Source organism: Algibacillus agarilyticus (assembly GCF_003286125.1).
GTDB classification, from domain to species: Bacteria; Pseudomonadota; Gammaproteobacteria; order Enterobacterales; family Alteromonadaceae; genus Algibacillus; species Algibacillus agarilyticus.
Window position 1 is genome coordinate 1 of record NZ_QMED01000046.1, and the last position, 25694, is coordinate 25694.

A 25694-nucleotide genomic window follows, 5' to 3' on the forward strand; every position below is an offset into this window, starting at 1 on the left:
AATAGCATAAACTCCAACTTTACAATCTAAAGCGACTAAATCAGCCTGTATACGTCGCTTACCATATGTCGCGTATGAATCACTGAACGCTTGCTCTACGCGCTCTATCAGCTTCTTTTTTTCAATACTTTGAAGTTTGGGTTTGTAATAAAAGCTACTACAACTGGTCTCAAATACTCGGCACAATTCACTTATTTTAAATTCAGGGTTTGCTTTCTTTACTTCGCGTATCATTTTAAGTTTTGATTGTCTCGAATGAAGAAAGCTGCTGCCTTTTTTAAGATATCATTATCCCTCATGGCTTGTTTTAGCTGGGCTTCTAGCAACTGTATTTTTCGTTGGTCTTCGGTTAATGCTTTGGCATTGTGTGGCGTTTTACCGGCTAATTCTGCCTGATACTGTATTTTCCATCTAGATACGGCCGATTTGCCCGCACCTGACATTTCTTCAATTTGTTTATTGGTGTAACCCTGTTCAACCATCAATTTGGCATATTCTAATTTTTGAAGAGTGCTGACAGTAACTTTCGCTTTTCTAGTCATAATAAATACCTTTAAGATTTTACATATTTTAAGCTATAAATCTCTACAGTTTCATTAGACCACTACACTTTTTGGCAAATGTGGCAAAACTTAACAATCCCCGATTCTTTACAACACAAATTAGATCTCTTCAAAGGTCAAGGCCAGCTACATCATAATCAAGATGACCTATTCTCATCAGATAGTTGGTATGCCGTGTTAAACGGCATGGGCGTTAAGCCGCAAACTTATGATCCCATAATCGACACCTCTAAATATGAGATAATAGAGCAAGCCATGAAGCGCTCAGCTCAAGCGTTAATGCAAAGCGCAGCACAAACACTAGACCATCAAGACTACATCCAAAAAATGAAAAAATAAGACCTAAAAACGAGCATAAGTAGAGGATAACAGCAACACATTGTCTACTTTCGCTGATGTTATCTCGCATTAAATTGCTAACATCGCGTTAACGCTTAAACAAAATATCTATTTTTTATACAATTCTGGTCCTTTTTAACTATATTTAATAAAAATATAAAACTATCGCTGTCACCCTTGCCCTGTGAGTTATAAAGCTCCAACAAAAGGTAAAAAGCGATTTAGTCAATACACTTCCTGAATTTGGAACGTTTGCATGAATTTGTTAAATCAATTAAATATTAAAAGCCGAATTATTATTTTAGCCATATTGCCCATGCTGATCGTCGGTATTTATTCACTCAACCAATACAGCACAGCACAGCATCAACACAAAAACAAACCATCAGTGATTTGAAGTTTTTAATGGCACTGGCCAATGAAGCAAGTGAATTAATGAATGAAGTTCATAATGAACGTGATTTATCTAACGGTTACCTAGCAAAAGAAAACAATTTTACAGGCCCCAAAGGCGAATATTTTGGTAGTACAGGCAATGATTTTGAAGGCCCACTAAAAGAGCAACGTAAAAATGTCGATCGAAACATAACGCGCTTTAATCAATACCTAGCCGAAAATGCGGAGAAATTAGCGAATATTCCGGGAATATCCGGCGAATTAAATGGTTTAAAAACCGGTTTAACCAACATACAAGGTGTACGTGAAAAAATAGATAAATACATGATCAAAGACGGTAAGGTTTGGACGTTAATGATCTATGATGCAGCTGCTGAACGTTTTTTTAAACTATTTGAAGCAATTATTCGTCTTGCATCTTCCAACGCAGAATTATCACTACTTAGCAACGCTTATGCATCACTTGTTTATTTAGGTGATCGATACTCAGTAGAAAGAGGCGTTGTTGTAAGAGCCATCTATATGCATAAAATTGATTACAATTTATATGCACGCGAAAAAACAACAAGACAAGAAATAAATAAATAACGCAATATCTCGTTTTGATTCATTTGTATCGCCTGAAGTCAGCGCACAATTTAGAAACAAGCACTTATCAACCGATGCCTATAAAGCGGCCGATAAATCTTAGCGGGTTTACCGTGATTCCGCCGGTAAAAAACTAGTGCTAAATTCTGACCAATGGTATAGAACCGCCACAGACAATATCGAATCTTTAAATCAATTTAAAAAATACATTGCTAACATCATCTTAAACAAAGCTAATCAACTTTATGATGATGCCAGCTTTAATGTAACACTTAGTTTACTCTTGTTTATTTGTGGTGGCCTATTCATGATCTTATTCTCATATGTCATTATTCGTTCAATTATCAAACCCTTAAAGCAACTCATCAAAGAATTAAATCATGTTGCCGACAACAAAGACCTCACCTATAAAGTAAACCAAACGGGTAACGATGAATTAACCGACGTGGCCAAAGCCTTTAAGGTATTATTAAGTAGCTTTGACAAGACACTTGCAGGTGTCAGAAATGTTGAAGCACAGATGGTTTCCTTAACCGGTCAAGTATCTGATTCGATGACAAGAATAGAACAACGTTCGGCCAATCAGAATCGCAGCACCGATGGTGTATCCGTCGCGATGAATGAAATGACCGCATCAGTAAAGGAAGTCAGCAGCAGCGCAATATATTCATCAGATGCTGTACAACGTTTATATGAAATGTCGGTCAACAGCTCAAAAAGTGCGACAACATCTAAAGATATTATGGAAAATTTAACCGTTGATTTAGACAGTGCAACCGCTTTAGTTGATAGTTTAAATAAAGAAAGCGATGCCATTGGTGCGGTAATAAATGTAATTCAAAGTATTGCAGAGCAAACCAACCTACTCGCTTTAAATGCAGCGATAGAAGCGGCTAGAGCCGGCGAGCAAGGTAGAGGCTTTGCTGTTGTAGCCGACGAAGTGAGAAGTTTGGCAAGCCGAACTCAAGAATCAACCGGTCACATAAAACAACAAATTGAAGCTTTACAAAAAGGCGCTAACACGGTCATGTCGACAATGGATCAATTAAAAACCCAAGGCAGCCAAGCGGTTGACATCGTAGTGGAAAGCTTAAATGCATTTGCTGTTTTGCATGAAGAACTCGATAACGTTGCTAAAATGTCAACGCAGATAGCGACCGCTTCTGAGCAGCAAAATTTAGTGTCGGCAGATATTAATCAGCAAATACATGAAATTAAAGAAGATTCTGATGAAATGACATCTCATGTTAAAACAACTAAAATGGCCAGTCAGGAACTTGATGAAACGGCGGAAGTATTAGATTCTTATATCAAAGAATTTAAATGTAGCTTATAAATAAATTGCGTTTTTATTAATAAATTAATATTTTTGTCATTATATGCAAAAAATCGTATAAAATACGAACAGATGTTAACAAATGTCTTGCTTTAATCATTCAATCCAGTATGATACGCGCCATTCCGACAAGTGCTGAGGGACGCTCCAACGAGCCATTTTAAGCCAAGGTCGGTGTCGCAACTTTATGTTGTGAAAATTAGCCGAGGTTTAAAACACCAACTGCAGCATTTAGATTCTGCCAGAGCGTAAAACAATTATTGTTTTACACCAACTAAGACTGAGATTAACACCCCACATTTATATGGGTTGATATGACAACAGCGACTTGCTGTTTTAATCAACGGGATGTCTTTTTTAAGGTTTTAGACCTCACTTCATAACAAACACCAGTTTGTTTTTATATTGTTATCGTGCAATTAGTTGACTCCTGCTCACATTTAAATGGGCATTGCTGTGTCATATTCCTGTGCGTAACATCGCAAAATAAGAGATATACATGACTGATACAAATACATCTGTTCGCTTTGACGAATTAGGCCTTTCTGACGAAATTTTAGCTGCAATTACTGAAATGGGTTACGTAGAACCCACTCCAATTCAAGCTCAATCAATACCTTCGTTAATAGCCGGAAAAGATGTTTTAGGTGAAGCACAAACAGGTACCGGTAAAACGGCCGCTTTTGGTTTGCCTTTATTATCACGCATCGATGCCAGTGTGCGTGAAACCCAAATGTTAGTAGTTTGCCCAACACGTGAATTAGCCATTCAAGTTGCAGAAGCATTAACAGACTTTGCTAAGCAAGTTCGTGGATTATTTGTTGCTACCGTTTATGGTGGTCAATCTTACACTCCACAATTAAAAGATTTAAAACGTGGACCACAAATTGTTGTTGGTACACCAGGTCGTATGATGGATCACATCGCAAAAGGTCGTTTAAAAATGGACCATATTCGCGCTTGTGTACTTGATGAAGCTGATGAAATGTTAAACATGGGCTTTTTAGAAGACATCGAATGGATCTTAGAGAAGTTACCTGAGCAAACACAAATGGCGTTTTTCTCGGCAACAATGCCTGCGCCAATTCGTAAAATTACTCAGCAGTTCTTAAAAGACCCAGTACACGTTAAAATTGCAGTTGTTCGTGCTGAAAAGCCAAATATTACGCAAAAATCATGGCGTGTAAGCCGCATCGGTAAAACAACAGGCTTAGAGCGTATAGCTGAAGCGGTTGATTACGATGCGATGCTTGTGTTCGTAAGAACACGTAATGATACCGTTGTTTTAGCTGAACATTTAGTCAGCAAAGGTTTTTCGGCTGCAGCCCTAAATGGTGACATGCAACAGCAAGATCGTGAACGTATCGTTGAACAATTAAAATCAGGCCGCATTTCAATTTTAATTGCGACCGATGTTGTGGCTCGTGGTTTAGATGTTCCACGTATTTCACATGTCATTAACTACGATTTACCACATGATTCAGAATCATATGTTCACCGTATCGGTCGTACAGGTCGTGCGGGTCGTGAAGGTGAAGCTATTTTATTTGCGACCGGTCGTGAAATGCGTAGTTTGCACCGTTTAGAAAGAGCGACTGAAAGCAAGATTGGTCATTTTGATATGCCAACGGCAGAGCAATTAGGTAGCGCGCGTATCACTCGCACCCAAGAACAATTACAAAAAGTAATTGAAGGTAAAGATTTAGCTCAATTCCAAGCTGTAATTGAAAAAATGGCTGAAGAATCAGAGTTGTCTGTTGCAGAACTAGCAACAGCCATGTTGTTCGAAAGACAAGCTAAGTTACCTTTATTTCCAAAAGCAGACCCTGTAGATCGCGAGCGTTCTGACAGAAACAATCGTGGCAACGATCGCGAATTTGGTGGCAATGATCGTGGCCGTCGAAATGAACGTGGCGCAGACCGTCGTCCTCGTCGTGATAATGGTGAATTTGACACATACCGCTTTGAAGTAGGTCGTGATCATGGTGTACGCCCAGGCGATATCGTAGGCGCGGTAGCAAACGAGATTGACTTAGATTCAGCCAATATCGGCCAAATTAGTTTATTTGGTGGTCATGCACATGTTGATTTACCAAAAGGCATGCCAGCACCACAGTTCACTAAATTACAAAAAGTATTTATCCGTAAGCGTAGTATTTCTCCACGTTTATTAACGGCTGAGCAAGCAAATGAAGCTAAATCACAACGCAGCGATAGAGGCGACCGCCCAAATCGTTCTAACGATCGTCGTCCTTCTGGTCGTGGTGGTGAGCGTTCTGATAGAGGCAACCGTGGTGGCGATAGAAACGGTAATGGTCGCGGTAGACCACAGTTTCAATAAGCTAACCTCATTTAATTAGTTCTTAAAAATCCGGTACTCAGTTACCGGATTTTTTTTAATCGCGGATTAATTCGCTTAAAAACTCATCCAAGATAACATCAAGCATTATGTTATTTTTTTGTATATAATCGCAGCCTGCAAATAATAATTCACAAGGATGCGAGCTGAATGCCGTTTACCCATAAATTACGTGCTATCACGTTTTTCATTTCCACATTCATTTTTTCTACCACCTTCATGTCTACGGTTTATGCACAAATCAATAATAAAGCAGAACCCAACTACTCAATCTCGCCCGAACCAGACTGGGTATCGATTAATCCATTAGCGAATTTAGAAAGTAAAGACTTGCGTGTACCAAGTCATTATCATTTAGTTGATCGTCAAGTTAATGTAACTAAAAACAAACAAGTCTATCAGCGTTACGTATATTCACTTACGGATGCCTCAGGCGTTAGCAGTGATTCTGATATAAAAATACGCTTTTCGCCAAGTTATGAAGAATTACGCCTACACACTATTAATATTTTACGTGATGGTAAAATAGTTAATAAATTAAACCGCTCCGATATTCAAATAATAAACAGTGAAGACGAGCAAGATAGTAATATTTACTCTGGCGAAGTGGATGCATTGGTTTTATTAAAAGATGTACAAGTTGGCGATATTATCGATTACAGCTTTACATTAATTGGCGATAACCCAGTATTCGATAACAAATTTGCTTATGCGAGTGCTTTAGGCTGGGGAGTCGGGGTCGATGCTGTTAATGTAAATGTGATCACACCTGCTAGCATGCCAATCCAAACACAAGTTTATGGCAGCAAGCAAACAATTACCGAAACACAACACGATACAAAAAACGGTCAAGTTAAACATTTTAATATTACGACCCTTAATGCCCCCGCAGTAGATGATGCTGACAGTGTACCTTCTTGGTATCGAGATACCCCTTATGTCGCTTTTAGTCAGTATAAAAACTGGCAACAGGTGAATAATTGGGCACAAGATTTATTTAAGATTGAAACCAAGCAATCATCCGAATTAATAAACTTTATTGCTGAGTTGCAACAATTGCCAACAATTGATGCTATCAATAAAGCAATTGATTTTGTTCAAAATGATATTCGTTATTTAGGGCTCGAAATAGGCGAAAATTCACATCAACCACATACACCAAGTGATGTATATGCTAAACGATTTGGCGACTGTAAAGATAAATCGTTGCTGCTCTCTACCCTGCTTTCAGCGCTTGATGTTAAAGCCGATATTCTACTGGTATCGACCCGAAAAAAACAAAAATTAAATGATTATTTACCTAGCCATAAACAATTTAATCATGTTATTAACCGCATACATTGGCAAAATAAAACATATTGGATTGACCCAACCATTACACATCAAGCTTATCATTTAGAGGCAAAATACCAGCCTAATTATAAACTTGCACTGATCGCTAATGCACCATCAAGTGAGCTAATTGATGCTAATCCAAGCTTTAATTATAGCGCTGCTGTTTCGGTTAATGACGATATTAGAGCGATTGATTATGTGTCACCTGCTGAATGGACTATTACGAGTGTGATGACAGGCAGTGAAGCCGACTATATTCGTTATAAGCTTAACTCCACGGGAAAAGATAAACTTTCGAAGCAATACATGAATTACTATGCCAAGCGCTATCCAAAAATTCAGGCAACACAACCGCTTGAAGCCATTGATAACAGTGAAACCAATACCATTACGTTGATAGAGCGTTATTTGATACCTGATTATTGGGAGCATGATGAAACAGGCGGCGCTGAATTTGATTTATTGGCTAATTACGTTGAGCAATATATACCAAGCCCAAAAACGATAATCAGAAAACACCCTTTGAAATTAAGCTATCCAATAAAAGCGGAACACACCGTAACATTACAATTACCAGAAGACATTGATTTTGGTGTTGATGTCGGTACTGATGTTTTTGAAGACGAGCATCTCTATTTTTCTTCGAGCTTTGACTATGATCGTCGTAAATTAACGTTTAGTAATACACTTGATATGCGAAAACCTTATGTTGAAAACAATCAAATCGCAGATTATTTAACCTTAATAAAAAAAATATCGAATACAATGCAATATACAAACAGCATTACCAATGTAGCAAATGAAGCAAGTAAAAAGCCGATGTTTACCTTAGTCGATACGTTAAATAAAATCAGTAAGGGTACTAAATAATGAATTTAAGTAACTTATGTACTCTCGGGTTAATTTTATTACTGACAGCATGTGCTTCAACGAAGGTAGAAATCGATACCGAAAAAACAGCGTTTATACCGTTGGTGCAATTTAATAAACAATTAGAAATCAACTTGAATCAGAAAAACTTTGCGTTTGTTGATGCACATATACCCATCTCAAAAATAGTTGAAAAAATAAAACGAGATCATGCTGATGTAGGTTTAACGTCGGCCGCATTAACTAACACCGCGATCACGATCAAAAAAACCTACTTAACGTTATTACAAGCGTATCAAACAAACTCACCTTGGCATTACTTAAGTACTGAAACTCAAAACCCTGATTATAATATTAGTCATTACCGGGTTGATATGGGAGAAAGTGGTTATGCTTACGTAGATTTATTTTTAACTAAAAAAGCCAATAAAATAGTGGATGTGTATTTGACCAGTACGGCATTCACCACTTTAAATTTCATTATGGAATTTAATAAAATGATTGGCAATCCGACTAAAGACCCACTGTATGTGGGTCATGAAGCTGCATTAGAAAGTGTTATTACGGCAGCACATAATGGCAATATACTAGAATTAAAGCAAAGCTGGACCCAATTACCAGAGTCAATTCAAACGTCCCCCATATTAGTTGATTATCTTCTACGCCGAGTGAGTGCGCTTGCTAAAGAACTCGGTGATTTATTTAAACCAGAGCTCATCGCCACATTAAATAAAATGGGAAAGACAACCAGTATATTAGAAGCCTACTTTGTTGAACGTAAAAACTATTCAGCGGCTATCGCAGCTATCAATAGCTTGCCCCCCGCAGCATTAAATGATGTTAAAATGCAAAATGAATTAGCAATGCTTTACGCTTTAATTAAAGAATACGACATCGCCATTAAATATAGCCACAATGCATTGTTAGCTTCACCTTATGATTTAGAAGCATTTCTTGTTTTATTACAAGTATCACTGATGGCGAATAATTTTGAGTTAACAACACAAACCATTGATGTGATTGCGAGTCGCTTTGAAATTGAATCGATCACGAATATGTTATTAGAATTAGATAACAGTGAAGATTATATTCAATCACCTGAGTTCTCGGCTTGGCAAACCGCACCTTAATTGGATCGCGTTATACACGTCATCACACTTAACAGCTCGGCTCTTATTCAGATAAAGCTTAGCTGTTAAGTTATTAAAGCAAACAAGCCATTATTTCTACTTTTTATCACCACCGCCCTCAAGCTAAATCATCATGACTAAATCAACAATATTTCATCACAACTGATGAACCCTATGATACACTTTGCGGTAATTATACTTGGTAACTTAAAGATCAAATGTCTGAAAACACTCCAATAGAACAAGAAACCGAAAACACCACGCACTTTGGTTACAAAACCGTAAATAAAGAAGAAAAAGTAAAAAAAGTCGCCGAAGTTTTTCATTCAGTCGCTGCAAAATATGATGTGATGAACGATTTAATGTCGTTTGGTATACATCGCCTTTGGAAACGATTTACGATTGATAACTCAGGAGTTAGAGCGGGTCAAAAAGTGCTAGACTTAGCCGGTGGTACCGGTGATTTAACCGCTAAATTTTCACGTATTGTAGGTCAATCTGGCCACGTTATTTTAGCCGACATTAACAACTCAATGCTAAATGTGGGCCGTGAAAAATTACATGATTTAGGCATTGTTGGTAACGTTGATTACGTGCAAGCAAATGCCGAAGCTTTACCCTTTGCTGATAACACATTTGACATTGTCACTATCGCATTTGGTTTACGTAATGTAACCGATAAAGACGCGGCATTACGTTCAATATACCGAGTATTAAAACCCGGTGGACGCCTATTAGTACTTGAGTTTTCAAAACCCAGCACAGAACTATTAAGCAAAGCGTACGATATATACTCATTTAATATTTTACCTAAAATGGGTGATTTGGTTGCCAGCGATGGTGAGAGTTATCAATATTTAGCAGAATCAATTCGCATGCACCCCGATCAAGAAACACTAAAGCAAATGATGGAAACGGCAGGATTTGAAGAATGTAATTACCAAAATCTAACCGGTGGTATCGTTGCTTTACACAAAGGATTTAAATTTTAATGCCCAGCAGTGCACTGATAAGTGGATTTGTAGAACAAACCCTTAATCTATGGCTTGAACAAAGCCATAGCACTAAAGAATGCCCTGCTCACCTCATGAATAGGCAAATAGGGGTAAAACTAACCGATATTAATTTACCGCTAGCCTTCGCCATTAATGAAAAAGGCTATGTATCTGTTATCGGTAATGTAGATTCGGTTGATTGCTTAATACTGACCTCTGTATTCACCCTTAAAAAATTAGAAAATAGTCACCTGATCACTAAATTGATTAAGCAAGGTGAACTCGATATCGAAGGCGATGTTCAGCTAGCACAGCAATTTGCGGATTGGCTAAAAAGTTCACTCGCAAAATGGCAAGCTGTATTAGCAACGATAGTGGGTGATATAGCAAGTTATAAAATAATTAATGCCGGTGAACAAATCAGCGGTAAAATTCAGCAACGCATCAACGCTGATCAACATGCGTTTTTAAATGCAGCTTGGTACGAAAAAAAAATATTACCGCATCCTAATGAAATGCAAAATTTCTCCCAACAAGTTACCAAGCTAAGACAAGATACCGATAGATTAAATGCAAAAATACACCATTTAATCCAAACATTACAATAGAGATAATATAAGCCTGTGCGTATTCTAAGACTGTATACCATTGTTAAAACCCTTCTTATATTTGGCTTAGATGATCTTATCCCTGATCGCTTTAAGCCTTGGTATTATAACATTTTGCGGGCCAGTTTATTTTGGCTGCGCGACCGTCACGTTGATAAAAGTCAAGGTGAACGATTACGTTTAGCATTGCAGTATTTAGGACCCGTTTTTATTAAATTTGGCCAAATGTTATCGACTCGCCGTGATTTGATGCCGATTGAAATTGCAAACGAATTAGCACTATTACAAGATCAAGTGGCTCCTTTTCCTGGCGAGACGGCTAAAAAATTAATAGAAGAAGCTTGGCAAGTTGATGATATATCTGAAGTTGTTGAATTTTTTGACATTACACCGCTCGCTTCAGCTTCAATAGCGCAAGTTCATACTGCTACCCTTTATGCAGATAGTTCATTTGCACATACTGAAATTGTCATCAAAGTCATCCGACCCGAAATAGATAAAATAATTAACGCAGATATTCATTTGATGGAAGCACTTGCTGGCTTTGTCGCGCGCTTCTTACCCGATGGAAAACGCCTACGTCCGCTTGAAGTTGTCAAAGAATATGAAAAAACCTTAAAAGATGAACTTAATTTAATGCGAGAAGCGGCGAATACGATCCAGTTAAGCCGAAATTTTGACAATGACGAACGCTTATATGTTCCTGATGTGCATTCTGATTTATGCCGTGAAAATATTCTCGTTGTTGAGCGTATTTACGGTATCCCAGTAGCCAATGTGGATGAATTAGTCGCTCAAGGTACCAATATGAAACTACTCGCAGAGCGTGGGGTAGAAATATTTTTTACCCAAGTCTTTCGTGATAGTTTTTTTCATGCAGATATGCACCCTGGTAATATTTTTGTTTCACGTAGCAACCCAGAAAGCCCCCAATATATCGGTATTGATTGCGGTATAGTCGGCACCTTAAATAAAGAAGATAAACGTTATTTAGCCGATAATTTTATTGCCTTTTTTAACCGTGATTATCGCAAAGTAGCAGAATTGCATGTGGATTCAGGCTGGGTGCCAGCCCACACAAATGTTGAAGAATTTGAATTTGCTATTCGCACGGTTTGTGAGCCTATCTTTAATAAGCCATTAGCCGAAATATCATTTGGTCATGTATTAATGAATCTATTTAATACGGCTAGGCGCTTTGAAATGGAAGTTCAACCACAGTTGGTATTACTGCAAAAAACCTTACTCTATGTTGAAGGTTTGGGCCGACAGTTATATCCACAACTTGATCTCTGGACAACCGCGAAACCCTTCTTAGAAAACTGGGTTAAAGATCAAATAGGCCCGCTATCAATTTTTAAGCATCTAAAAGAAAACGCGCCTTTTTGGGCCGAAAAATTACCTGAAATGCCCGATTTGCTTTATGCAGCGCTCAAGAATCATAAACAACAGCAAAGTATTCAAACGGCACTAGCCCAACAAATCAGTACACAACAAGGTGCCAAAACCAATACGGTTATCGCGCAAATAGGCCATGTATCGGCATTGTCAGCTACGTTGCTCTATGTTTTTGATAAAGACATCACGATCACTGTGATCGCGGTTGGTATCGCTATTTTTAGTTGGGTTTACGCTTTAAAGAAGTAAGTTAGTGGGCTTGACTTAGTCCATTTAGAAAGTAACGCGATCGAAAGTAAACAATAACCGTTGATTTAAATATACCCAAACAAGGTTTGGGTATGCGCTCATTTAACCGCGTAATACGTTTTAGATTGCCATTCCAACATCGTCATATTATTTCCCCATACACAACCTGTATCGAGCGCTATAACGTTATCAATCCCTGTTACACCTAGCAATGATGCCCAATGACCAAATAGAATGTGATAGTTTTTCATGTGTAATGTTTGAAAATTATACCAAGGCTTTAAATGATCAGGTGCATCATCCGTTGGCATTTTAGCCGTTAGATCTAAACTTAAATCAGGCTTTAGATAGCGCATTCGCGTGCAAGCATTAATGGTAAAACGAAACATATCAATATCGTCAAGGCCGGTATGATATTCGCTTGGTTCATTTCCATACATACAACTTAACCAAGAAACATATTCTTTAGATTGTAACTTTTTACTGGCTTTTTTACTGCGCTTTAATAACGTATCTAAATGCCAACCTGGATACCAGCCGGCATGAACCATCACAATATCATCAATGTGCTTAACAAGTGGCTGTTCACGTAACCAATTCACGTAAGAATCAATAATCTCACTTTCTAACAATTTAGCTAATTTGTCATTTTTTTTAGCATGGCGCAAACCACTGTGGATCGCCATTAAATGTAAATCATGATTACCTAAAACAGGTTGAGCTTGTTGGCCTAATGACAACATGAGTTTTGCAACCGCTAACGAATCATCACCTCGGGCAACTAAATCGCCTACCGGGTATAAAATGTCTACTGCGGGATCAAAATTAACATGATCAAGCAAGCGCATTAAAGGTTGGTAACAACCTTGAATATCGCCAACAAAATATTGAGCCATGAGTATTAATTTAAGATATTGGGGATCGCAAGGCGAAACACATCTATGTTAGCTTTAAACTCTTGTCCATCTTCAGCTAACATTTCATAGTAACCTTGCATGGTGGCAACGGGAGTTTCAACCAGTGAGCCACTTGTGTATTCAAAACTTTCACCGGGGGCTAAATTAGGTTGTTGGCCTATAACGCCAGAGCCACTCACTTCATTAGTTTTGCCATCACTATCAGTAATTAACCAATATCGATTTAATAATTTAGCGGCTTTAGCCCCTTTATTAGTAATAGTAATGGTATAAGCAAAAACAAAACGATCTGCGTCAGGATCAGATTGATCCAAAATATAGCGACTCGTTGTTTTAACTTCAACCAGGTATTCAGCTGTTTGATTCATTAGCTTGCTTCTCTGATAAATACTGGGTTAAACGAATATAACTGGCTAAATCAATATTCTCAGCCCGCTGAGTAACATCGATATTTAGCGCTTCTAACTCATCTGCACTCACAAGCTGCTTCAAGCTATTGCGTAAGGTTTTTCTGCGCTGGTTAAACGCATTATGACAAACTGTCGATAATAACTTAACATCCAGTTTAACCATTTCATCAGGTGATTTTGGCGTTAAACGCACAACGGCAGAATCAACTTTAGGCGCAGGCTTAAAGCATTCTGGTGGTACGGCTAAAACGGGCTCAGCATGACAATAGTATTGAGCCATAACCGACAATTTACCATACGTTTTTGAACCTGGCTCTGCGCATAAACGATCAACAACTTCTTTTTGCAACATAAAGTGCATATCCGCTATTTGATCGCTGTACTCAAAAAGATGGAACATTAAAGGCGTTGAAATATTGTATGGCAGATTACCAAAGACTTTTAGTTTACGGCCTTCACGTAGCAAACTTGAAAAATCAAACTTCAAAGCATCCGATTCATGCACCACTAACTTTTTACTTAAAAATGGGTGGTGACGTAAACGCGTGACTAAATCACGATCAAGTTCAACAACATTTAGCTGGCTACAAAGTTCGGCTACAGGCTCAGTTAATGCACCTAAACCGGGGCCAATCTCAACTAATTCATAATCATCACTCGGATCTATCGCTAAAACGATATCAGAGATGATCACATCATCATGTAAAAAGTTTTGGCCAAATCGTTTTTTTGCACGATGCCCTAGGTGGGTTTTATTATCACTCATGTATTAAATTCTTTTATTTGCCATGTCTATGGCTGTGTTTAAAGCAACCATAAAGCTACCTGAATCAGCGTCACCTGAACCGGCTAGGTCAAGCGCGGTACCATGATCGACTGATGTGCGTACAAAAGGCAAACCTAATGTAATATTAACTGAGTTTCCAAAGCCTTTATATTTAAGAACCGTTAACCCTTGATCATGATACATAGCTAGCACAGCATCAGCTTGCTTTAAATATTTAGGTTGAAATAAAGTATCAGCCGGTAATGGACCAATTAAATCCATACCTTTAGCGCGTAAAACATCTAGAGTGGGTTCAATAACTTCTATTTCTTCGCGACCAAGGTGTCCGCCTTCTCCTGCATGTGGATTTAACCCACAAACATAAATTTTAGGTTCGGGTATACCAAACTTAGTTTTCATATCATGGTGTAATATTTCTACAATATTAGTGATACGTTCAGGTGTAATCGCTCTTGAAACATAAGCTAACGGGATATGAGTTGTCATTAACGCAACACGTAGGCCTTCTGTTGCTAACATCATAACGACATCAATCGTACCTGATTGCGCCGCAAAATACTCAGTATGACCACTAAATGAAATACCAGATTGATTGATAATACCTTTATGAACAGGACCGGTTACAACCGCATCGAATTCACCATCCATATTTTTTTCACAGGCTAAGCGTAATGTTTCAACCACATAATGACCATTAGCCGCATTTAATTCACCACAAATTGCAGGCTCTGCAATATCAACCTGCAACAAGGTGATTAATCCTTTTCGTTGTGGTTTAGCGGTTACATTAGCGTCGTACAGCTCAATATCGACATCAATGCCTAATTGCTTTGCACGCGCTAAAATTAAATTTTCATCGGCAATAACAACTAATTGCGCAGGCCAGTCTTGTTGAGCCAATGTGAGTACTAAATCAGGGCCGATCCCCGCAGGTTCACCGGGGGTAATTGCTATTTTTAACGTCATTTTATTAATCCAATACTTCTATGAAAGCATTCTCTCGTAGCTGTCGATACCAAGCTTCAGCCTCTTCAGCAAACTTTCGTTTGAAAAGCATATCGTAAGCTTGGTCTTTTTGTAAACTTTCAGTTTTATCTTGTGTGCGGCGATCGAGCAATTGCACAATATGCCAACCATGAGTTGTTTTAAAAGGCCCAGCAAACTCATCTTTATTTAATGAGTTAAGAGCATCTTTAAATTCTGGCACAAATACACTTGGATCAGCCCAGCCTAACTCACCACCTTTAGCAGCAGAACCAGGATCGGCTGAATGTTCTTTGGCAAAAGCCGCAAAGTCAGCTTCGCCGGCTTTAAACTTACTCAAAAATTCTTTTAGCATATCTTGTGCTTTAGCATCACTTAGAATGATAGAAGGCTTAATTAAAACGTGACGGCTTTTCACTTCGACAACTTCAACAACTTCACGGCCACGATTATCAAAAATAGTTAAAATATGAAACCCTGCACCACTGCGAATAGGGCCGATAAATTCACCTTTTTTACTGTTTTCAACGGCTTCAGCAAATAATGTTGGCATTTCATTAATATTCATCCAGCCTAAATCACCACCATCAAGAGCTTTTTCACCTGATGACGAGGCAATGGCGACTTTTTTGAAGTCGTTACCTTTATTAAGTAATGCTAATACTTTTTCAGCACGTGTTTTAGTCGCTTCAATATCGTCAGCAGATGGATCACTCGGTAACCCCACTAAAATGTGCCCCAAATGATATTCATCGTTTTCACGTCCTTTCTCTTGCAACGCTTCAACTAACGTATCAATCTCTTGGGGCGATACATAAACACGACGTGAAACCGAACTACGGCGCACTTCATTGGTAATAATTTCAGTGCGTATTTCAGCTCTAAAATCATCCCATTTTCCTGTTATTTCAACTTGGCGACGTAATTGATCCGTTGTTAAACCTTGGCTTTGCGCAACATTGGCAATCACACTCTCTAGATGGCTGTCAGTTACTTGAAAGCCAGCACGTTCTGCCATTTGCATTTGTAATTCACGTAAAATTAAACGCTCTATAATTTGGGTTCTAAGTGCTTTATCCGACGGTAACTTTTGGTTATTCGCAAGTGAATTGGCTTTAATATCATTCACCATCTTAACTATTTCACTCTCGAGAATAACACCGCGATCAACAATGACAGCCGCTTTATCTAAAAGTTTTGCAGCAAAAACATGGCCACTAAATAAGCTTAAGCTCAGTAACCACATTATGGCTTTTATATTCAATTTCATACCTAACTCACTGATTTAAAAAATAAGGTCGACGATACCCAAAGGTGCCATCTTGTAATAAATTTGTTGTTGAATCTGACTGCGAACCTAATCCCGTTGAAAAGCGTAATAAAAAGCCTCGATCATATTCATTATTCAAAAGTGTACTGTTACTGTCGTCTGTTTCAATATCACTTAACAACCTCGATTGCCAAGAAAATTGGATCCCCCAACAACAAGACTGATATTGGACGCCTATTTTGCTCTCTAAGTTCCTTGATAAAGCAAAATCATGATAATAACTAGAAAACAGTTGCCAATTTTTGTTTACTTCCCATTGAGCCAATATCCCCGTCATGTTGATTCGACTATCAGAAACTCGACGCGCATAACGATGTGAGAACTGAACAAAATGCCCTTCATCTAAGCGATAATCAAGCGTGAACTGACTTTTATTCGTGTGTTTTAATTCTGTATCGTACTGTAAACCATAATGTAAAAACCATCGTTTGCGAATATCAGCTGCTAAATCAAATGCAACAGCTGATTTACCGCGTGTTTGGCCATCTTCTTCATCAACAATTTCAATTTTAGGATCATCCAAATAGAAAATTTGGCCAATACTCACTTGTAACTTCTCTTGATTACGATCGTTGATTAAACGAGATGAAGCACCAAGGGTTACCTGATTAGCTTCTAGAATGCGATCGACACCACTATAACGACTTACTCTGAATAAACCATGAAAATCATCTTGTAATAAAGTGGAATCATAAAAACGAATATCACTTTGATCATGCTCTGGTACCCACAAATATTGCATTTTAGGCTCAAAAGTTTGCGTCATTGGTTTACCAAACCAATCGAGTGGGCGCTCAAAAATAACTCGGCCATTCAATCGAACACGCGGTAATACCCGAGTTATATTTTTATATTCACTGCGATCTAATGTTTGCTGACGGTAAGCCGTCGCCAAAATACTACCTTCAGCGCCTAACTCCCATGCAGGCCGGTTTAATTGCCACTTCAATGTGGGTTGAGTATGCAGTCGGTAAGCATTGGCTCGAGTTTCTTCCGCGGTATCAAAGTAAGCAAACTCAGCAGGTATAGATAACGAGGTATTTTGGATATTTAATGCCGGAAAATATTCAAACTTTACTTCAGGTAACGTTCTAAACGGTCTTAGGTGATCACCAAAAACTTCAAATTGCCTAACATTAACTAACAATGACCAATCTTTTTGTAATTGATACAAACTAACAATACTTTCTACATGCGTATCAACTCGGTTTAAATTTTTAAAACCAAAATCCGATAAATACCGATCATCACTAAACGAGTGTAAATCAACATAGGTGTGCCAATCCCCAAATGCTTGGCCTTGATAATTAAACGCTACAGCACTGCGCGAGTCATTATAACGGCTGTCGTTATCATTACCTAACCACTCGACGTTTAAATCACTTTTTCCGCTTTGGTGTAAATAACGACCTTCCGCTTTCAGCATCGCGCCGCGGTTAGTCATTAATCTAACCGATGTGGTTGCATCTATGTTCGGGGCTATATTCCAATAATACGGTTGCTCAATATCTAAACCATGTTGGCTTGAACTGCCAATACTGGGCAATAAAAAACCAGATTTGCGTTTATCGGTAAGCGGGAATGAAACATACGGTATATACAATACTGGCACCCCCATCACATTAAAGCGACTATGCCAGGCTTCACCGCGCTCGTCATCGGCAGATAAAAAGATTTCAGAGGCTTCTAATTCCCATTCTGGATTTTTGTGATCTGGGCAAGTTGTAAAAGTAGCATCAAGTAAAGTAACACCTTTGGCGCTTTCAGATACATTTAATTCGGTGGCATTACCGTGTCCCACGTTTTGTGCTAATACATAACGAGAGTTTGTAAAAATTAAACTTTTATTGAGCATATCAGCCGTCACTGATTCGCTATTTACCTTAACATTGGAACCAATAAATTCAACGCCACCATCAGCAACAAATACATCTCTATTTTCCGATGTTGATGCTTTATTGGCCGTGATTTTTTGTCCACCTTGTATAACTTCAACTTGACCGGTGAACTCAGCACCACCATCAGCTTGCATAGTCATAGAGTCAGCTTCGATCACTAGACTATCTAATGATAGGCTTTTTACAATAGCCTTTTCTTGGGCAGTATCATTCGCAGCGGGTACAGAGAAAGCATCAATAGCAGAATAGCAGCTAGGTTCGTCAACGGCCAAGGCACTAACGCTAAATATGCTCAAACAAATGGCGGCGATAGATGTTCGCGCTTCTTTAAATAATGCCATTAAATAGGAAAACCCCAAATCATTAATACTTTGTTAACCAGCAATGAATAAAATAGTACGCCAGTTAATGTTAACCACGATATCAATCACGCAATGCCATAGGCGTCGCGACCTGTTTTATCTGAATACATTTAACAAAGCGAGGGAATGCCAATCATCAAGACTGGCGCTATATATCCGTTTAGGTTATATAAAAGACCGCAAGTATAATCGAATTTTTCGCGCACGGCTATTTTGAAGTCATTAAAGGATGCGTTATAGTGACTTTAATAGTCTCTTTATAAAAACAAAGTTATGTTGCAAGACACGCGCGCGGATTCTTTATTCAAATGGTTAAATACTGTTACAACGATTCAACACGAAAACTTTAAATTAATCTCAGGAGATGCGAGTTTCCGTCGGTATTTTAGATGTAAAACCGAAAACCAAATTTTTATTGCGGTTGATAGTCCGCCGCAAACAGAAGACAACGCTTTATTTTGTGCTTTAGCCAATACGCTTGCTCAATGTAATGTAACGGTGCCAGCGGTAATTTCGGCTAACATAAATGAAGGCTTTTTATTATTATCCGATTTAGGTAAAACTCACCTCAGCGATATCATTACTCAACAAAATGCGAAAGCGCTATACACTGAATCTTTAGATGAACTGGTTAAAGCTCGGGGCGTTAATGCAACAACACTGGGACCCATACCGGCTTACGACCATAAACAGGTTATTTTCGAATTAAGTATTTTCTCTGAATGGTTAATTAATACATATTTAAAAATAACATTGACCGAAGCTGAAAATAACCTGATTCAAACGGCTTTTGGTTTTATAACCGCTATTTTTATGCAACAACCTACTCATTTTGTACACCGAGATTATCATTCTCGAAATATCATGCTGACCACAACGCCTGAAAAGCAAAATCAAATTGCTATCATCGATTTTCAAGGCGCCTTAATAGGCCCTGTTATGTATGACTCGGTATCTTTATTGCGTGACTGTTACATTGCTTGGCCACAAGAATTAGTATTGCAGATATCTGAGCAACATCGGTTAAAATACTATTCAGATATTGCACCTAAAAATTGGCAACAAGGTTTTGATATTGTTGGAATTCAACGTCATATAAAAGCAGCTGGGATATTTGCGCGTTTGCATGAGCGCGACAATAAACCTTTTTATTTGAACGACATCCCACGCACCCTGCAATACATAGTCGATGTAGGGCAACAATATTCTGAGCTGCTTGAATTTGCAAACTGGCTTGAAAAAAAGATATTACCCAAGGTAAAAAGCTGACGATGAAAGCCATGATCTTAGCCGCAGGAAAAGGGGAAAGAATGCGCCCTTTAACTAACACCACACCAAAACCTTTACTCAAGGTAAATAACAAACCTTTATTGCAATATCATATTGAATCTTTACGTGATCAAGTAGGCATCAATGAATTTATTATTAATACAGCTTACTTAGGCCAAAAAATACAAGATTATTTTAACGATGGTTCAAATCTAAACGTATCGATAAAGTACAGCGCAGAAGAAACGGGAAGCCTTGAAACTGCTGGCGGCATAAAACAAGCCCTTCCATTATTAGGCAATGAAGATTTTATATTAGTTAATGGTGATATTTTTACTGATTTTGATTTCGCTTCATTAAACCAACCTCTTTCACAAGGTAAATTAGCGCATTTAATTTTAGTTTCAAATCCAGAACATCACCCAAAAGGTGACTTTGCAATAAATAATAAAACAGCAGCACTGGCTTTAAATAATGATGTTAAATATACCTATTCAGGTATTGGCCGTTATTCCGTTGAATTATTTAAAACGGTAGCAGAAGGTAAACAACCATTAGGTCCAATATTAAAAAAAGCGATAAAAAATAATAACATTACAGGCTGCTTATATTCAGGGTTATGGTCAGATATAGGAACACCTGAACGCTTATCACAAATAAAAATATTAATAGAGAATTAGTCATGCATATTTGGGGAAAAATAATAGGTTTCTGTTTTGGTTATATGTTTGCCAGATTTCCTGGCGCTATTTTAGGGGTCATAGTTGGGCATTTATTTGATAAGCAATACAGTAAAGCCTTTAGCGGTGTAGGTGGTTTTTCAGGTTTATTGCGTAACAAAAACGCACTAAAGAGCCGTGCGTTATTCTTTTACACATTATTTTCAATTATGGGCCATATTGCAAAATCTTCCGGTAGAGTCACAAAAGCCGATATAGAGTTAGCAACGTTGCTTATGGCAAAATTAAATTTAAATAAAGAATTAAAAAAAGAGGCACAAGCCGCATATACCGAAGGGAAAAAATCAGACTTTCCAATTACAGAGGTCGTTAGCGAGTTCAAACGCTTTTGTGCCGGCCAAAAAGAATTTATTCGTATGTATTTAGAAATACAAATACAGGCCGCAGTGATTAATGGTGAAATACACCCAAAAGCCAAGCAAGTACTCAATCAGATTGCTAAAGTTCTCGGTTATACAACAGAAGAGCTCGAAGCATTGATCCAACAATGTATGGCAAGCGCTCACTTTTCATCAGGTGAACAATCTAATCATTATCAACAACCAACAGCGATACAATTAAATAACGCTTATCAGATTATTGGCATCACAAAAGATACACCTGAAAAAGAAAGCAAAAAAGCGTATAAAAAACTAATGTCGCAGCATCACCCCGATAAACTATCTGCCCAAGGCTTACCCGAACAAGCCTTGTTATTAGCGAAAGAAAAAACACAAGAAATTCAGGCCGCGTGGACGCTAATAAAACAACATAATACTTGGTAATTTACCACCCTAAATAAGCTATATAACCAACGATTTCGCGTGTTAAACGCGCGTCTCGTTGCTCCCATCCCATATCACCAAAAAGTTGGCGTTGACGATAATGTACGGTTAATAGCTTTCTTGCAAAACGTTTACGGCTTTCAACCGTAGCGCGAGCCCAAGGATTATCATAATCTGACCAAATATCTAAGATAGGACTTTGCAGACTCGCGATTTTTTTTGCTAATAATTTATTGGCTTTATGATCGGGTAAATAAGGTTGAATCAGGACAAATATTTCTGGCTCTATAATAACACCATCATGATAGAGCTCAGTTAAATAGCCAGCTGTCGCACCTTGAGCAATCACCATATTAATACCAGGATACTCAGATGCTTTATTAACTAAAGCCGTGATGCGCATTTGTAAATTGAGTTTTTGTTGTTTGATATATTTTTCTGATAATTGCTCAGCACTTTGATCCGGCCGAGACATATAAACCTCTAATTCACTGGTATCTAAAGGCTCTTTAGAAGCTAGTTCACCGGTATCAGCTGCTAGCGTCAGCCATCCATGTTCATTTAATGAATGACGTAAATATTGGTAAGCATGTGACCCAACTTGACTCGTTGCTAAATCGGGCAATAAGATGGCAGTACCTCTTGAAAATGAGGTTGTTTCCTCGCTTTTAAAAACCACAAAAGGCTCTTCCCCCGAAACTAACTCTATTATTTCATCAGGTTCAGCCAAGCGTTTAAAATCATCGAGCCTTAATTGACTCTCTGATTTAAAAGTAGATCGCTTCGTTTCAGCTATCGAATTGGAGATAAAAAAGCTTAAACCAAGCAATAACAACAACGAGCCAAATGAGATATTTCTATTTGTTTTCATAATTTAACTATCGGCCCTTATTTCGTGAACTTTATACTCTGAGCCGATTAATATATATTTAGTCACTTCAAACTAAATACCTTTAGCTTTTAATTTAATTGCAGTTAGTTTTTTTTTGTTGAACAGTTAAAAATTATCCGTGTTCGTTTTATTCCTTTCTACCTTATTAATAATTTAATCAACAAACTTAAAATTAGATTAACTTAAATTTAACTTATAATAACTTCATCAAGTCGATTAGGCATGATAAAAACGTAATTCAATGCTTATTTTACTAACTATAAAGTTTCCAATTGCCGTTAAACCCACCATACTGTAAGCTTCAGCCGCCAATACTGGCCCGCTTCTTAGACAGATTATTATTCCGCATACGTGGTACAAGAGAGAAAATATGAGCTTTGCCTCACTCGGATTATCGGCTCCGATTTTAGACGCCGTTCAAGCTCAAGGTTATGACACGCCTTCACCTATTCAGCTTCAAGCAATTCCAGCCGTTTTGACGGGTCAAGATATAATGGCAGCAGCTCAAACAGGTACAGGAAAAACAGCTGGCTTTACATTGCCTATTCTAGAAAAGTTATCTCAAGGCTCTAAAGCGCGTGGTAACCATGTTCGCGCACTCATTTTAACCCCAACACGTGAGCTCGCAGCTCAAGTTGCTGAAAGTGTAAAATTTTACGGTCAGAACCTAAATTTAAGTTCTAATGTTGTATTTGGGGGCGTTAAGATAAACCCGCAAATGCACAAATTAGCAAAAGGCTGTGACATATTAGTAGCAACACCCGGCCGGCTAATGGATCTATACCAACAGAATGCGGTTAAATTTGGTCAGTTAGAAATTTTAGTTTTAGATGAAGCTGATCGCATGTTAGATATGGGCTTTATTCGAGATATTAAAAAGATAATCGCGTTACTTCCAAAAAACAGACAGAACTTACTTTTTTCTGCTACGTTTTCCAACGATATAAGAGCACTCGCGAAAGGGCTAGTCCGTGATCCTGTCGAGATATCTGTTAGTCCACGAAACAAAACGGCAGATACCGTTTCACAAAAAATTTACCCTGTAGATAAAAATAAAAAACCCGCGTTATTGACTCAATTAATTAAAGATAACGCGTGGAAGCAGACCCTTGTTTTTACCAAAACTAAACATGGTGCAAATCGATTAACACGTCATTTAGAATCTAAAGGCATACCCGCAGCGGCTATTCATGGAAATAAAAGCCAAGCGGCTAGAACTAAAGCTTTAGCACAGTTTAAAAATAATGATGTGAAAGTATTAGTTGCTACTGACATTGCAGCTCGCGGAATTGATATAGATCAGCTTCCTCATGTTGTCAATTTTGAATTACCTAACGTCCCAGAAGATTATGTACATAGAATAGGTCGTACCGGCAGGGCAGGCTCTACTGGAGAGGCGGTTTCTTTAGTCTGTGCAGACGAAACAAAACTACTAAAAGCAATTGAAAGGCTCACAAAACAAGTGATCGAGCGAGAAGTAGTTAAAGGCTTTGAAGTTGTGCATAACATTGAAGAGTCAAAATTAGATACTCGCCCAGTAAAACCGAAAAAGCCAAAGAAACCGAGAGTAAATAATCAGAACTCTGCAAACCAAAATGCAAGCAACGGTCACAATAAGAATACTAACAACAAACAAGCGTCGCCAGGTAATAACACGACTAAGGCCACAACACCTAAGCGTAAACCTACAAGAAGCAGAAAACCGGTAAGCAGTTTTAGTAAACCGGTGTAACCCATAATTATAACTCTGCATTTGAATGTTCATTTGCAGAGTTATTCGCATATAATTAGGTATCGGCTAAACTAATAATTACTCTATGTAATTGGTCGATGTAATGCAACGTTACTCCTGTATATTGTTTCTCCTTTTCAATTATCTATTTACCCCTCAATCAACAAATGCTAACCCTTCTAATTTAAATACGCTGACTGTTGCTACTTATTCGGAACACCTCAGTATATTTAGCAGTTCTTTAATTAATAATAAATGTCCGGATTTAGCTAAATTTAAGGCTCATGATAATCAAGTATTACTCGAATTTTATTTTTTCTGCAACGCTTTAAAACGAGCTGGCATAAATCCAAATTACAAATTTGTTGATTACCCCCTTATGGCACGCATACTATTAGAAAACGCTAAAGGTAACGTAAATTTAATTGGCTTTGGTTTATGGTCTAGTAATATCAATACAAAGTTAAATTATGTGTCGATTCCTATATTGGAAAAAGGCGAATTTGTTAAAGGTTTATATACCGCCTCTTTTAACGAGTCGCTAATAAATAACGCCAGCCTAGAAAAAATAAAATCTTTAAAAGCAGTTACCAATGAGCACTGGCATTTAGATAACGAGGCCTTAAAATGCCTTGTTAATCATCAAATTTATAGATTAGGTTATAGTGAAATGTATGGCAGCATTAATAAAGGGCATGCTGATTTTGTTCTAAAATCATTTACTAAGGCACCGTCTCTCAGTTCTAATTTATTTGGTTATAACATGAAACCAATCAAAGGTTTTAAAGTTAAAATAAATGACGAGCTACGCTATGTTATCAGCAAAAATATGCCAAACGCTGACGCTTTGCTCGCTAAGCTAAACCTTGGGCTTACAACATTAAAAAATGAAGGCTTAATAAATCATTATTATAAAAAAATAGGTATCATTAATGATGCCGTTAAAGACTGGAAAGCATTAACTTGTAAAACCCAGTAATACCTATCAGTAATAATAAGTGCCCACTCAACGAGCGTTTAAATGCGCTTCATATGTAGGTACTTAAGCTCACTTATTAATCAATCCCGTTATTCTCAACCAAGGATGTAACACCGAATTGATATAGCCCATCTTTCAAATCTCGCTTGGGGTGGGCGCGTGGACATAGCTTTGATATTAGTTCTACGCATTCCTCCACTGCTATCGCTACTGCATGATGTTGACTCAGTTTATTAACTAACAGTGATAGCCATGTTGGTGCGGACCTCGCCACTTTTTGTGTCGATATCCATAAAGATTTTAATGCCTCTGTTGCAAATGCCATCATCCTTTTTAGTAACACAGTGATGAAGCTGGCATAGATTAAGGCGCAAACAATAGGCTCTTTTTGTGTGCTGAATTTTTTAAGGTTGCAATACGATTTAAGCTCTTTGAACAATAACTCAATTTGCCACCTTAATCGG

General features: G+C 37.9%; 22 protein-coding genes and 2 pseudogenes. 15 read left to right on the plus strand and 9 right to left on the minus strand.

Annotated features, from left to right (window positions below; all coding sequences use genetic code 11):
- A pseudogene (locus DPX34_RS20445) lies at positions 1-542 on the minus strand (transposase family protein); the annotation flags it as partial.
- A 39-nt stretch (positions 543-581) separates the two neighbouring features.
- Between DPX34_RS20445 and DPX34_RS20450 the strand changes: the two are divergent.
- From DPX34_RS20450 to ubiB, 10 genes are all read left to right on the plus strand, one after another.
- The gene (locus tag DPX34_RS20450; RefSeq protein WP_332872841.1) at positions 582-902 is read left to right on the plus strand and encodes a tryptophan 7-halogenase; all 321 of its coding nucleotides are present in this window, start codon (positions 582-584) and stop codon (positions 900-902) included.
- Positions 903-1158: 256 nt separating this feature from the next.
- Entirely contained in the window at positions 1159-1299 is a 141-nt protein-coding gene (locus DPX34_RS21825; protein WP_157964807.1) for a hypothetical protein, read from the plus strand.
- Between the two features lie 8 nt (positions 1300-1307).
- The gene (locus tag DPX34_RS20455) at positions 1308-1886 is read left to right on the plus strand and encodes a nitrate- and nitrite sensing domain-containing protein (protein ID WP_111980288.1); all 579 of its coding nucleotides are present in this window, start codon (positions 1308-1310) and stop codon (positions 1884-1886) included.
- A gap of 136 nt (positions 1887-2022) precedes the next feature.
- Positions 2023-3222: a methyl-accepting chemotaxis protein gene (locus DPX34_RS20460; protein WP_111980289.1), complete on the plus strand. Its 1200-nt coding sequence runs from the start codon at positions 2023-2025 to the stop codon at positions 3220-3222.
- Positions 3223-3721: 499 nt separating this feature from the next.
- On the plus strand, positions 3722-5563 hold the full coding sequence (locus DPX34_RS20465; RefSeq protein WP_111980290.1) for a DEAD/DEAH box helicase: 1842 nt from the start codon (positions 3722-3724) through the stop codon (positions 5561-5563).
- Positions 5564-5731: 168 nt separating this feature from the next.
- Positions 5732-7786: a DUF3857 domain-containing protein gene (locus tag DPX34_RS20470; protein ID WP_111980291.1), complete on the plus strand. Its 2055-nt coding sequence runs from the start codon at positions 5732-5734 to the stop codon at positions 7784-7786.
- Positions 7786-8916, plus strand: a complete 1131-nt coding sequence (locus DPX34_RS20475; RefSeq protein ID WP_111980292.1) for a tetratricopeptide repeat protein — start codon at positions 7786-7788, stop codon at positions 8914-8916. Before DPX34_RS20470 ends, DPX34_RS20475 begins: the two co-directional genes overlap by 1 nt.
- Positions 8917-9134: 218 nt before the next feature.
- Positions 9135-9908, plus strand: coding sequence for a bifunctional demethylmenaquinone methyltransferase/2-methoxy-6-polyprenyl-1,4-benzoquinol methylase UbiE (gene ubiE, locus DPX34_RS20480; RefSeq protein WP_111980293.1), 774 nt, complete (start codon positions 9135-9137; stop codon positions 9906-9908).
- Positions 9908-10519 carry a ubiquinone biosynthesis accessory factor UbiJ gene (locus DPX34_RS20485; protein WP_111980294.1) on the plus strand — a complete coding sequence of 204 codons (612 nt, stop codon included), beginning with the start codon at positions 9908-9910 and terminating at the stop codon, positions 10517-10519. Before ubiE ends, DPX34_RS20485 begins: the two co-directional genes overlap by 1 nt.
- A 15-nt stretch (positions 10520-10534) precedes the next feature.
- Positions 10535-12166: a ubiquinone biosynthesis regulatory protein kinase UbiB gene (gene ubiB, locus DPX34_RS20490; protein WP_111980295.1), complete on the plus strand. Its 1632-nt coding sequence runs from the start codon at positions 10535-10537 to the stop codon at positions 12164-12166.
- Positions 12167-12264: 98 nt separating this feature from the next.
- Here ubiB and DPX34_RS20495 read toward each other — a convergent pair whose 3' ends face one another.
- Genes DPX34_RS20495 through DPX34_RS20520 form a run of 6 tightly spaced genes read right to left on the minus strand, consistent with a single transcriptional unit; the run spans position 12265 to position 18833 of the window.
- Positions 12265-13062, minus strand: coding sequence for a symmetrical bis(5'-nucleosyl)-tetraphosphatase (locus tag DPX34_RS20495; protein WP_111980296.1), 798 nt, complete (start codon positions 13060-13062; stop codon positions 12265-12267).
- A 5-nt stretch (positions 13063-13067) separates the two neighbouring features.
- Positions 13068-13451 (minus strand): Co2+/Mg2+ efflux facilitator ApaG/CorD, encoded by a 384-nt coding sequence (apaG, locus tag DPX34_RS20500; RefSeq protein ID WP_111980297.1) that lies wholly within the window; start codon positions 13449-13451, stop codon positions 13068-13070.
- Entirely contained in the window at positions 13435-14259 is an 825-nt protein-coding gene (rsmA, locus tag DPX34_RS20505; RefSeq protein ID WP_111980298.1) for a 16S rRNA (adenine(1518)-N(6)/adenine(1519)-N(6))-dimethyltransferase RsmA, read from the minus strand. Before rsmA ends, apaG begins: the two co-directional genes overlap by 17 nt.
- Positions 14260-14262: 3 nt before the next feature.
- The gene (gene pdxA / locus DPX34_RS20510; RefSeq protein ID WP_111980299.1) at positions 14263-15246 is read right to left on the minus strand and encodes a 4-hydroxythreonine-4-phosphate dehydrogenase PdxA; all 984 of its coding nucleotides are present in this window, start codon (positions 15244-15246) and stop codon (positions 14263-14265) included.
- A 4-nt stretch (positions 15247-15250) separates the two neighbouring features.
- Positions 15251-16534 (minus strand): peptidylprolyl isomerase SurA, encoded by a 1284-nt coding sequence (surA, locus tag DPX34_RS20515; protein WP_111980300.1) that lies wholly within the window; start codon positions 16532-16534, stop codon positions 15251-15253.
- Between the two features lie 7 nt (positions 16535-16541).
- A complete protein-coding gene (locus DPX34_RS20520; protein ID WP_111980301.1) occupies positions 16542-18833 on the minus strand; it encodes an LPS-assembly protein LptD in 2292 nt (763 codons plus the stop codon).
- A gap of 294 nt (positions 18834-19127) precedes the next feature.
- On the opposite strand from DPX34_RS20520, the gene DPX34_RS20525 reads away from it, so the two are divergent.
- The 3 genes from DPX34_RS20525 to djlA are packed head-to-tail and all read left to right on the plus strand — an operon-like array spanning position 19128 to position 21627.
- Positions 19128-20123, plus strand: coding sequence for an aminoglycoside phosphotransferase family protein (locus DPX34_RS20525; RefSeq protein WP_111980302.1), 996 nt, complete (start codon positions 19128-19130; stop codon positions 20121-20123).
- A 2-nt stretch (positions 20124-20125) separates the two neighbouring features.
- A complete protein-coding gene (gene murU, locus DPX34_RS20530) occupies positions 20126-20803 on the plus strand; it encodes an N-acetylmuramate alpha-1-phosphate uridylyltransferase MurU (protein WP_111980303.1) in 678 nt (225 codons plus the stop codon).
- 2 nt (positions 20804-20805) lie between these two features.
- A complete protein-coding gene (gene djlA, locus DPX34_RS20535) occupies positions 20806-21627 on the plus strand; it encodes a co-chaperone DjlA (RefSeq protein WP_111980304.1) in 822 nt (273 codons plus the stop codon).
- A 1-nt stretch (position 21628) separates the two neighbouring features.
- Here djlA and DPX34_RS20540 read toward each other — a convergent pair whose 3' ends face one another.
- Complete coding sequence (locus DPX34_RS20540; protein ID WP_111980305.1) at positions 21629-22498, minus strand: DUF3530 family protein; 870 nt, start codon at positions 22496-22498, stop codon at positions 21629-21631.
- Positions 22499-22889: 391 nt separating this feature from the next.
- Here DPX34_RS20540 and DPX34_RS20545 point away from each other — a divergent pair, with 391 nt between their 5' ends.
- Together DPX34_RS20545 and DPX34_RS20550 are read left to right on the plus strand one after the other, a co-directional pair.
- Positions 22890-24251 carry a DEAD/DEAH box helicase gene (locus DPX34_RS20545; RefSeq protein WP_111980306.1) on the plus strand — a complete coding sequence of 454 codons (1362 nt, stop codon included), beginning with the start codon at positions 22890-22892 and terminating at the stop codon, positions 24249-24251.
- Between the two features lie 379 nt (positions 24252-24630).
- The gene (locus tag DPX34_RS20550) at positions 24631-25230 is read left to right on the plus strand and encodes a hypothetical protein (protein ID WP_157964808.1); all 600 of its coding nucleotides are present in this window, start codon (positions 24631-24633) and stop codon (positions 25228-25230) included.
- Positions 25231-25306: 76 nt separating this feature from the next.
- Here the strand turns inward: DPX34_RS20550 and DPX34_RS22140 are convergent.
- A pseudogene (locus tag DPX34_RS22140) lies at positions 25307-25694 on the minus strand (IS4 family transposase); the annotation flags it as partial.

Coding starts and splice junctions, on each gene's coding strand:
- DPX34_RS21825 (WP_157964807.1), top strand. CDS start 1,159: ATGAATTTGTTAAATCAATTAAATATTAAAAGCCGAATTATTATTTTA.
- DPX34_RS20455 (WP_111980288.1), top strand. CDS start 1,308: ATGGCACTGGCCAATGAAGCAAGTGAATTAATGAATGAAGTTCATAAT.
- DPX34_RS20465 (WP_111980290.1), top strand. CDS start 3,722: ATGACTGATACAAATACATCTGTTCGCTTTGACGAATTAGGCCTTTCT.
- DPX34_RS20470 (WP_111980291.1), top strand. CDS start 5,732: ATGCCGTTTACCCATAAATTACGTGCTATCACGTTTTTCATTTCCACA.
- DPX34_RS20475 (WP_111980292.1), top strand. CDS start 7,786: ATGAATTTAAGTAACTTATGTACTCTCGGGTTAATTTTATTACTGACA.
- ubiE (WP_111980293.1), top strand. CDS start 9,135: ATGTCTGAAAACACTCCAATAGAACAAGAAACCGAAAACACCACGCAC.
- DPX34_RS20485 (WP_111980294.1), top strand. CDS start 9,908: ATGCCCAGCAGTGCACTGATAAGTGGATTTGTAGAACAAACCCTTAAT.
- DPX34_RS20495 (WP_111980296.1), bottom strand. CDS start 13,062: ATGGCTCAATATTTTGTTGGCGATATTCAAGGTTGTTACCAACCTTTA.
- apaG (WP_111980297.1), bottom strand. CDS start 13,451: ATGAATCAAACAGCTGAATACCTGGTTGAAGTTAAAACAACGAGTCGC.
- rsmA (WP_111980298.1), bottom strand. CDS start 14,259: ATGAGTGATAATAAAACCCACCTAGGGCATCGTGCAAAAAAACGATTT.
- pdxA (WP_111980299.1), bottom strand. CDS start 15,246: ATGACGTTAAAAATAGCAATTACCCCCGGTGAACCTGCGGGGATCGGC.
- surA (WP_111980300.1), bottom strand. CDS start 16,534: ATGAAATTGAATATAAAAGCCATAATGTGGTTACTGAGCTTAAGCTTA.
- DPX34_RS20520 (WP_111980301.1), bottom strand. CDS start 18,833: ATGGCATTATTTAAAGAAGCGCGAACATCTATCGCCGCCATTTGTTTG.
- DPX34_RS20525 (WP_111980302.1), top strand. CDS start 19,128: ATGTTGCAAGACACGCGCGCGGATTCTTTATTCAAATGGTTAAATACT.
- murU (WP_111980303.1), top strand. CDS start 20,126: ATGAAAGCCATGATCTTAGCCGCAGGAAAAGGGGAAAGAATGCGCCCT.
- djlA (WP_111980304.1), top strand. CDS start 20,806: ATGCATATTTGGGGAAAAATAATAGGTTTCTGTTTTGGTTATATGTTT.
- DPX34_RS20540 (WP_111980305.1), bottom strand. CDS start 22,498: ATGAAAACAAATAGAAATATCTCATTTGGCTCGTTGTTGTTATTGCTT.
- DPX34_RS20545 (WP_111980306.1), top strand. CDS start 22,890: ATGAGCTTTGCCTCACTCGGATTATCGGCTCCGATTTTAGACGCCGTT.
- DPX34_RS20550 (WP_157964808.1), top strand. CDS start 24,631: ATGGCACGCATACTATTAGAAAACGCTAAAGGTAACGTAAATTTAATT.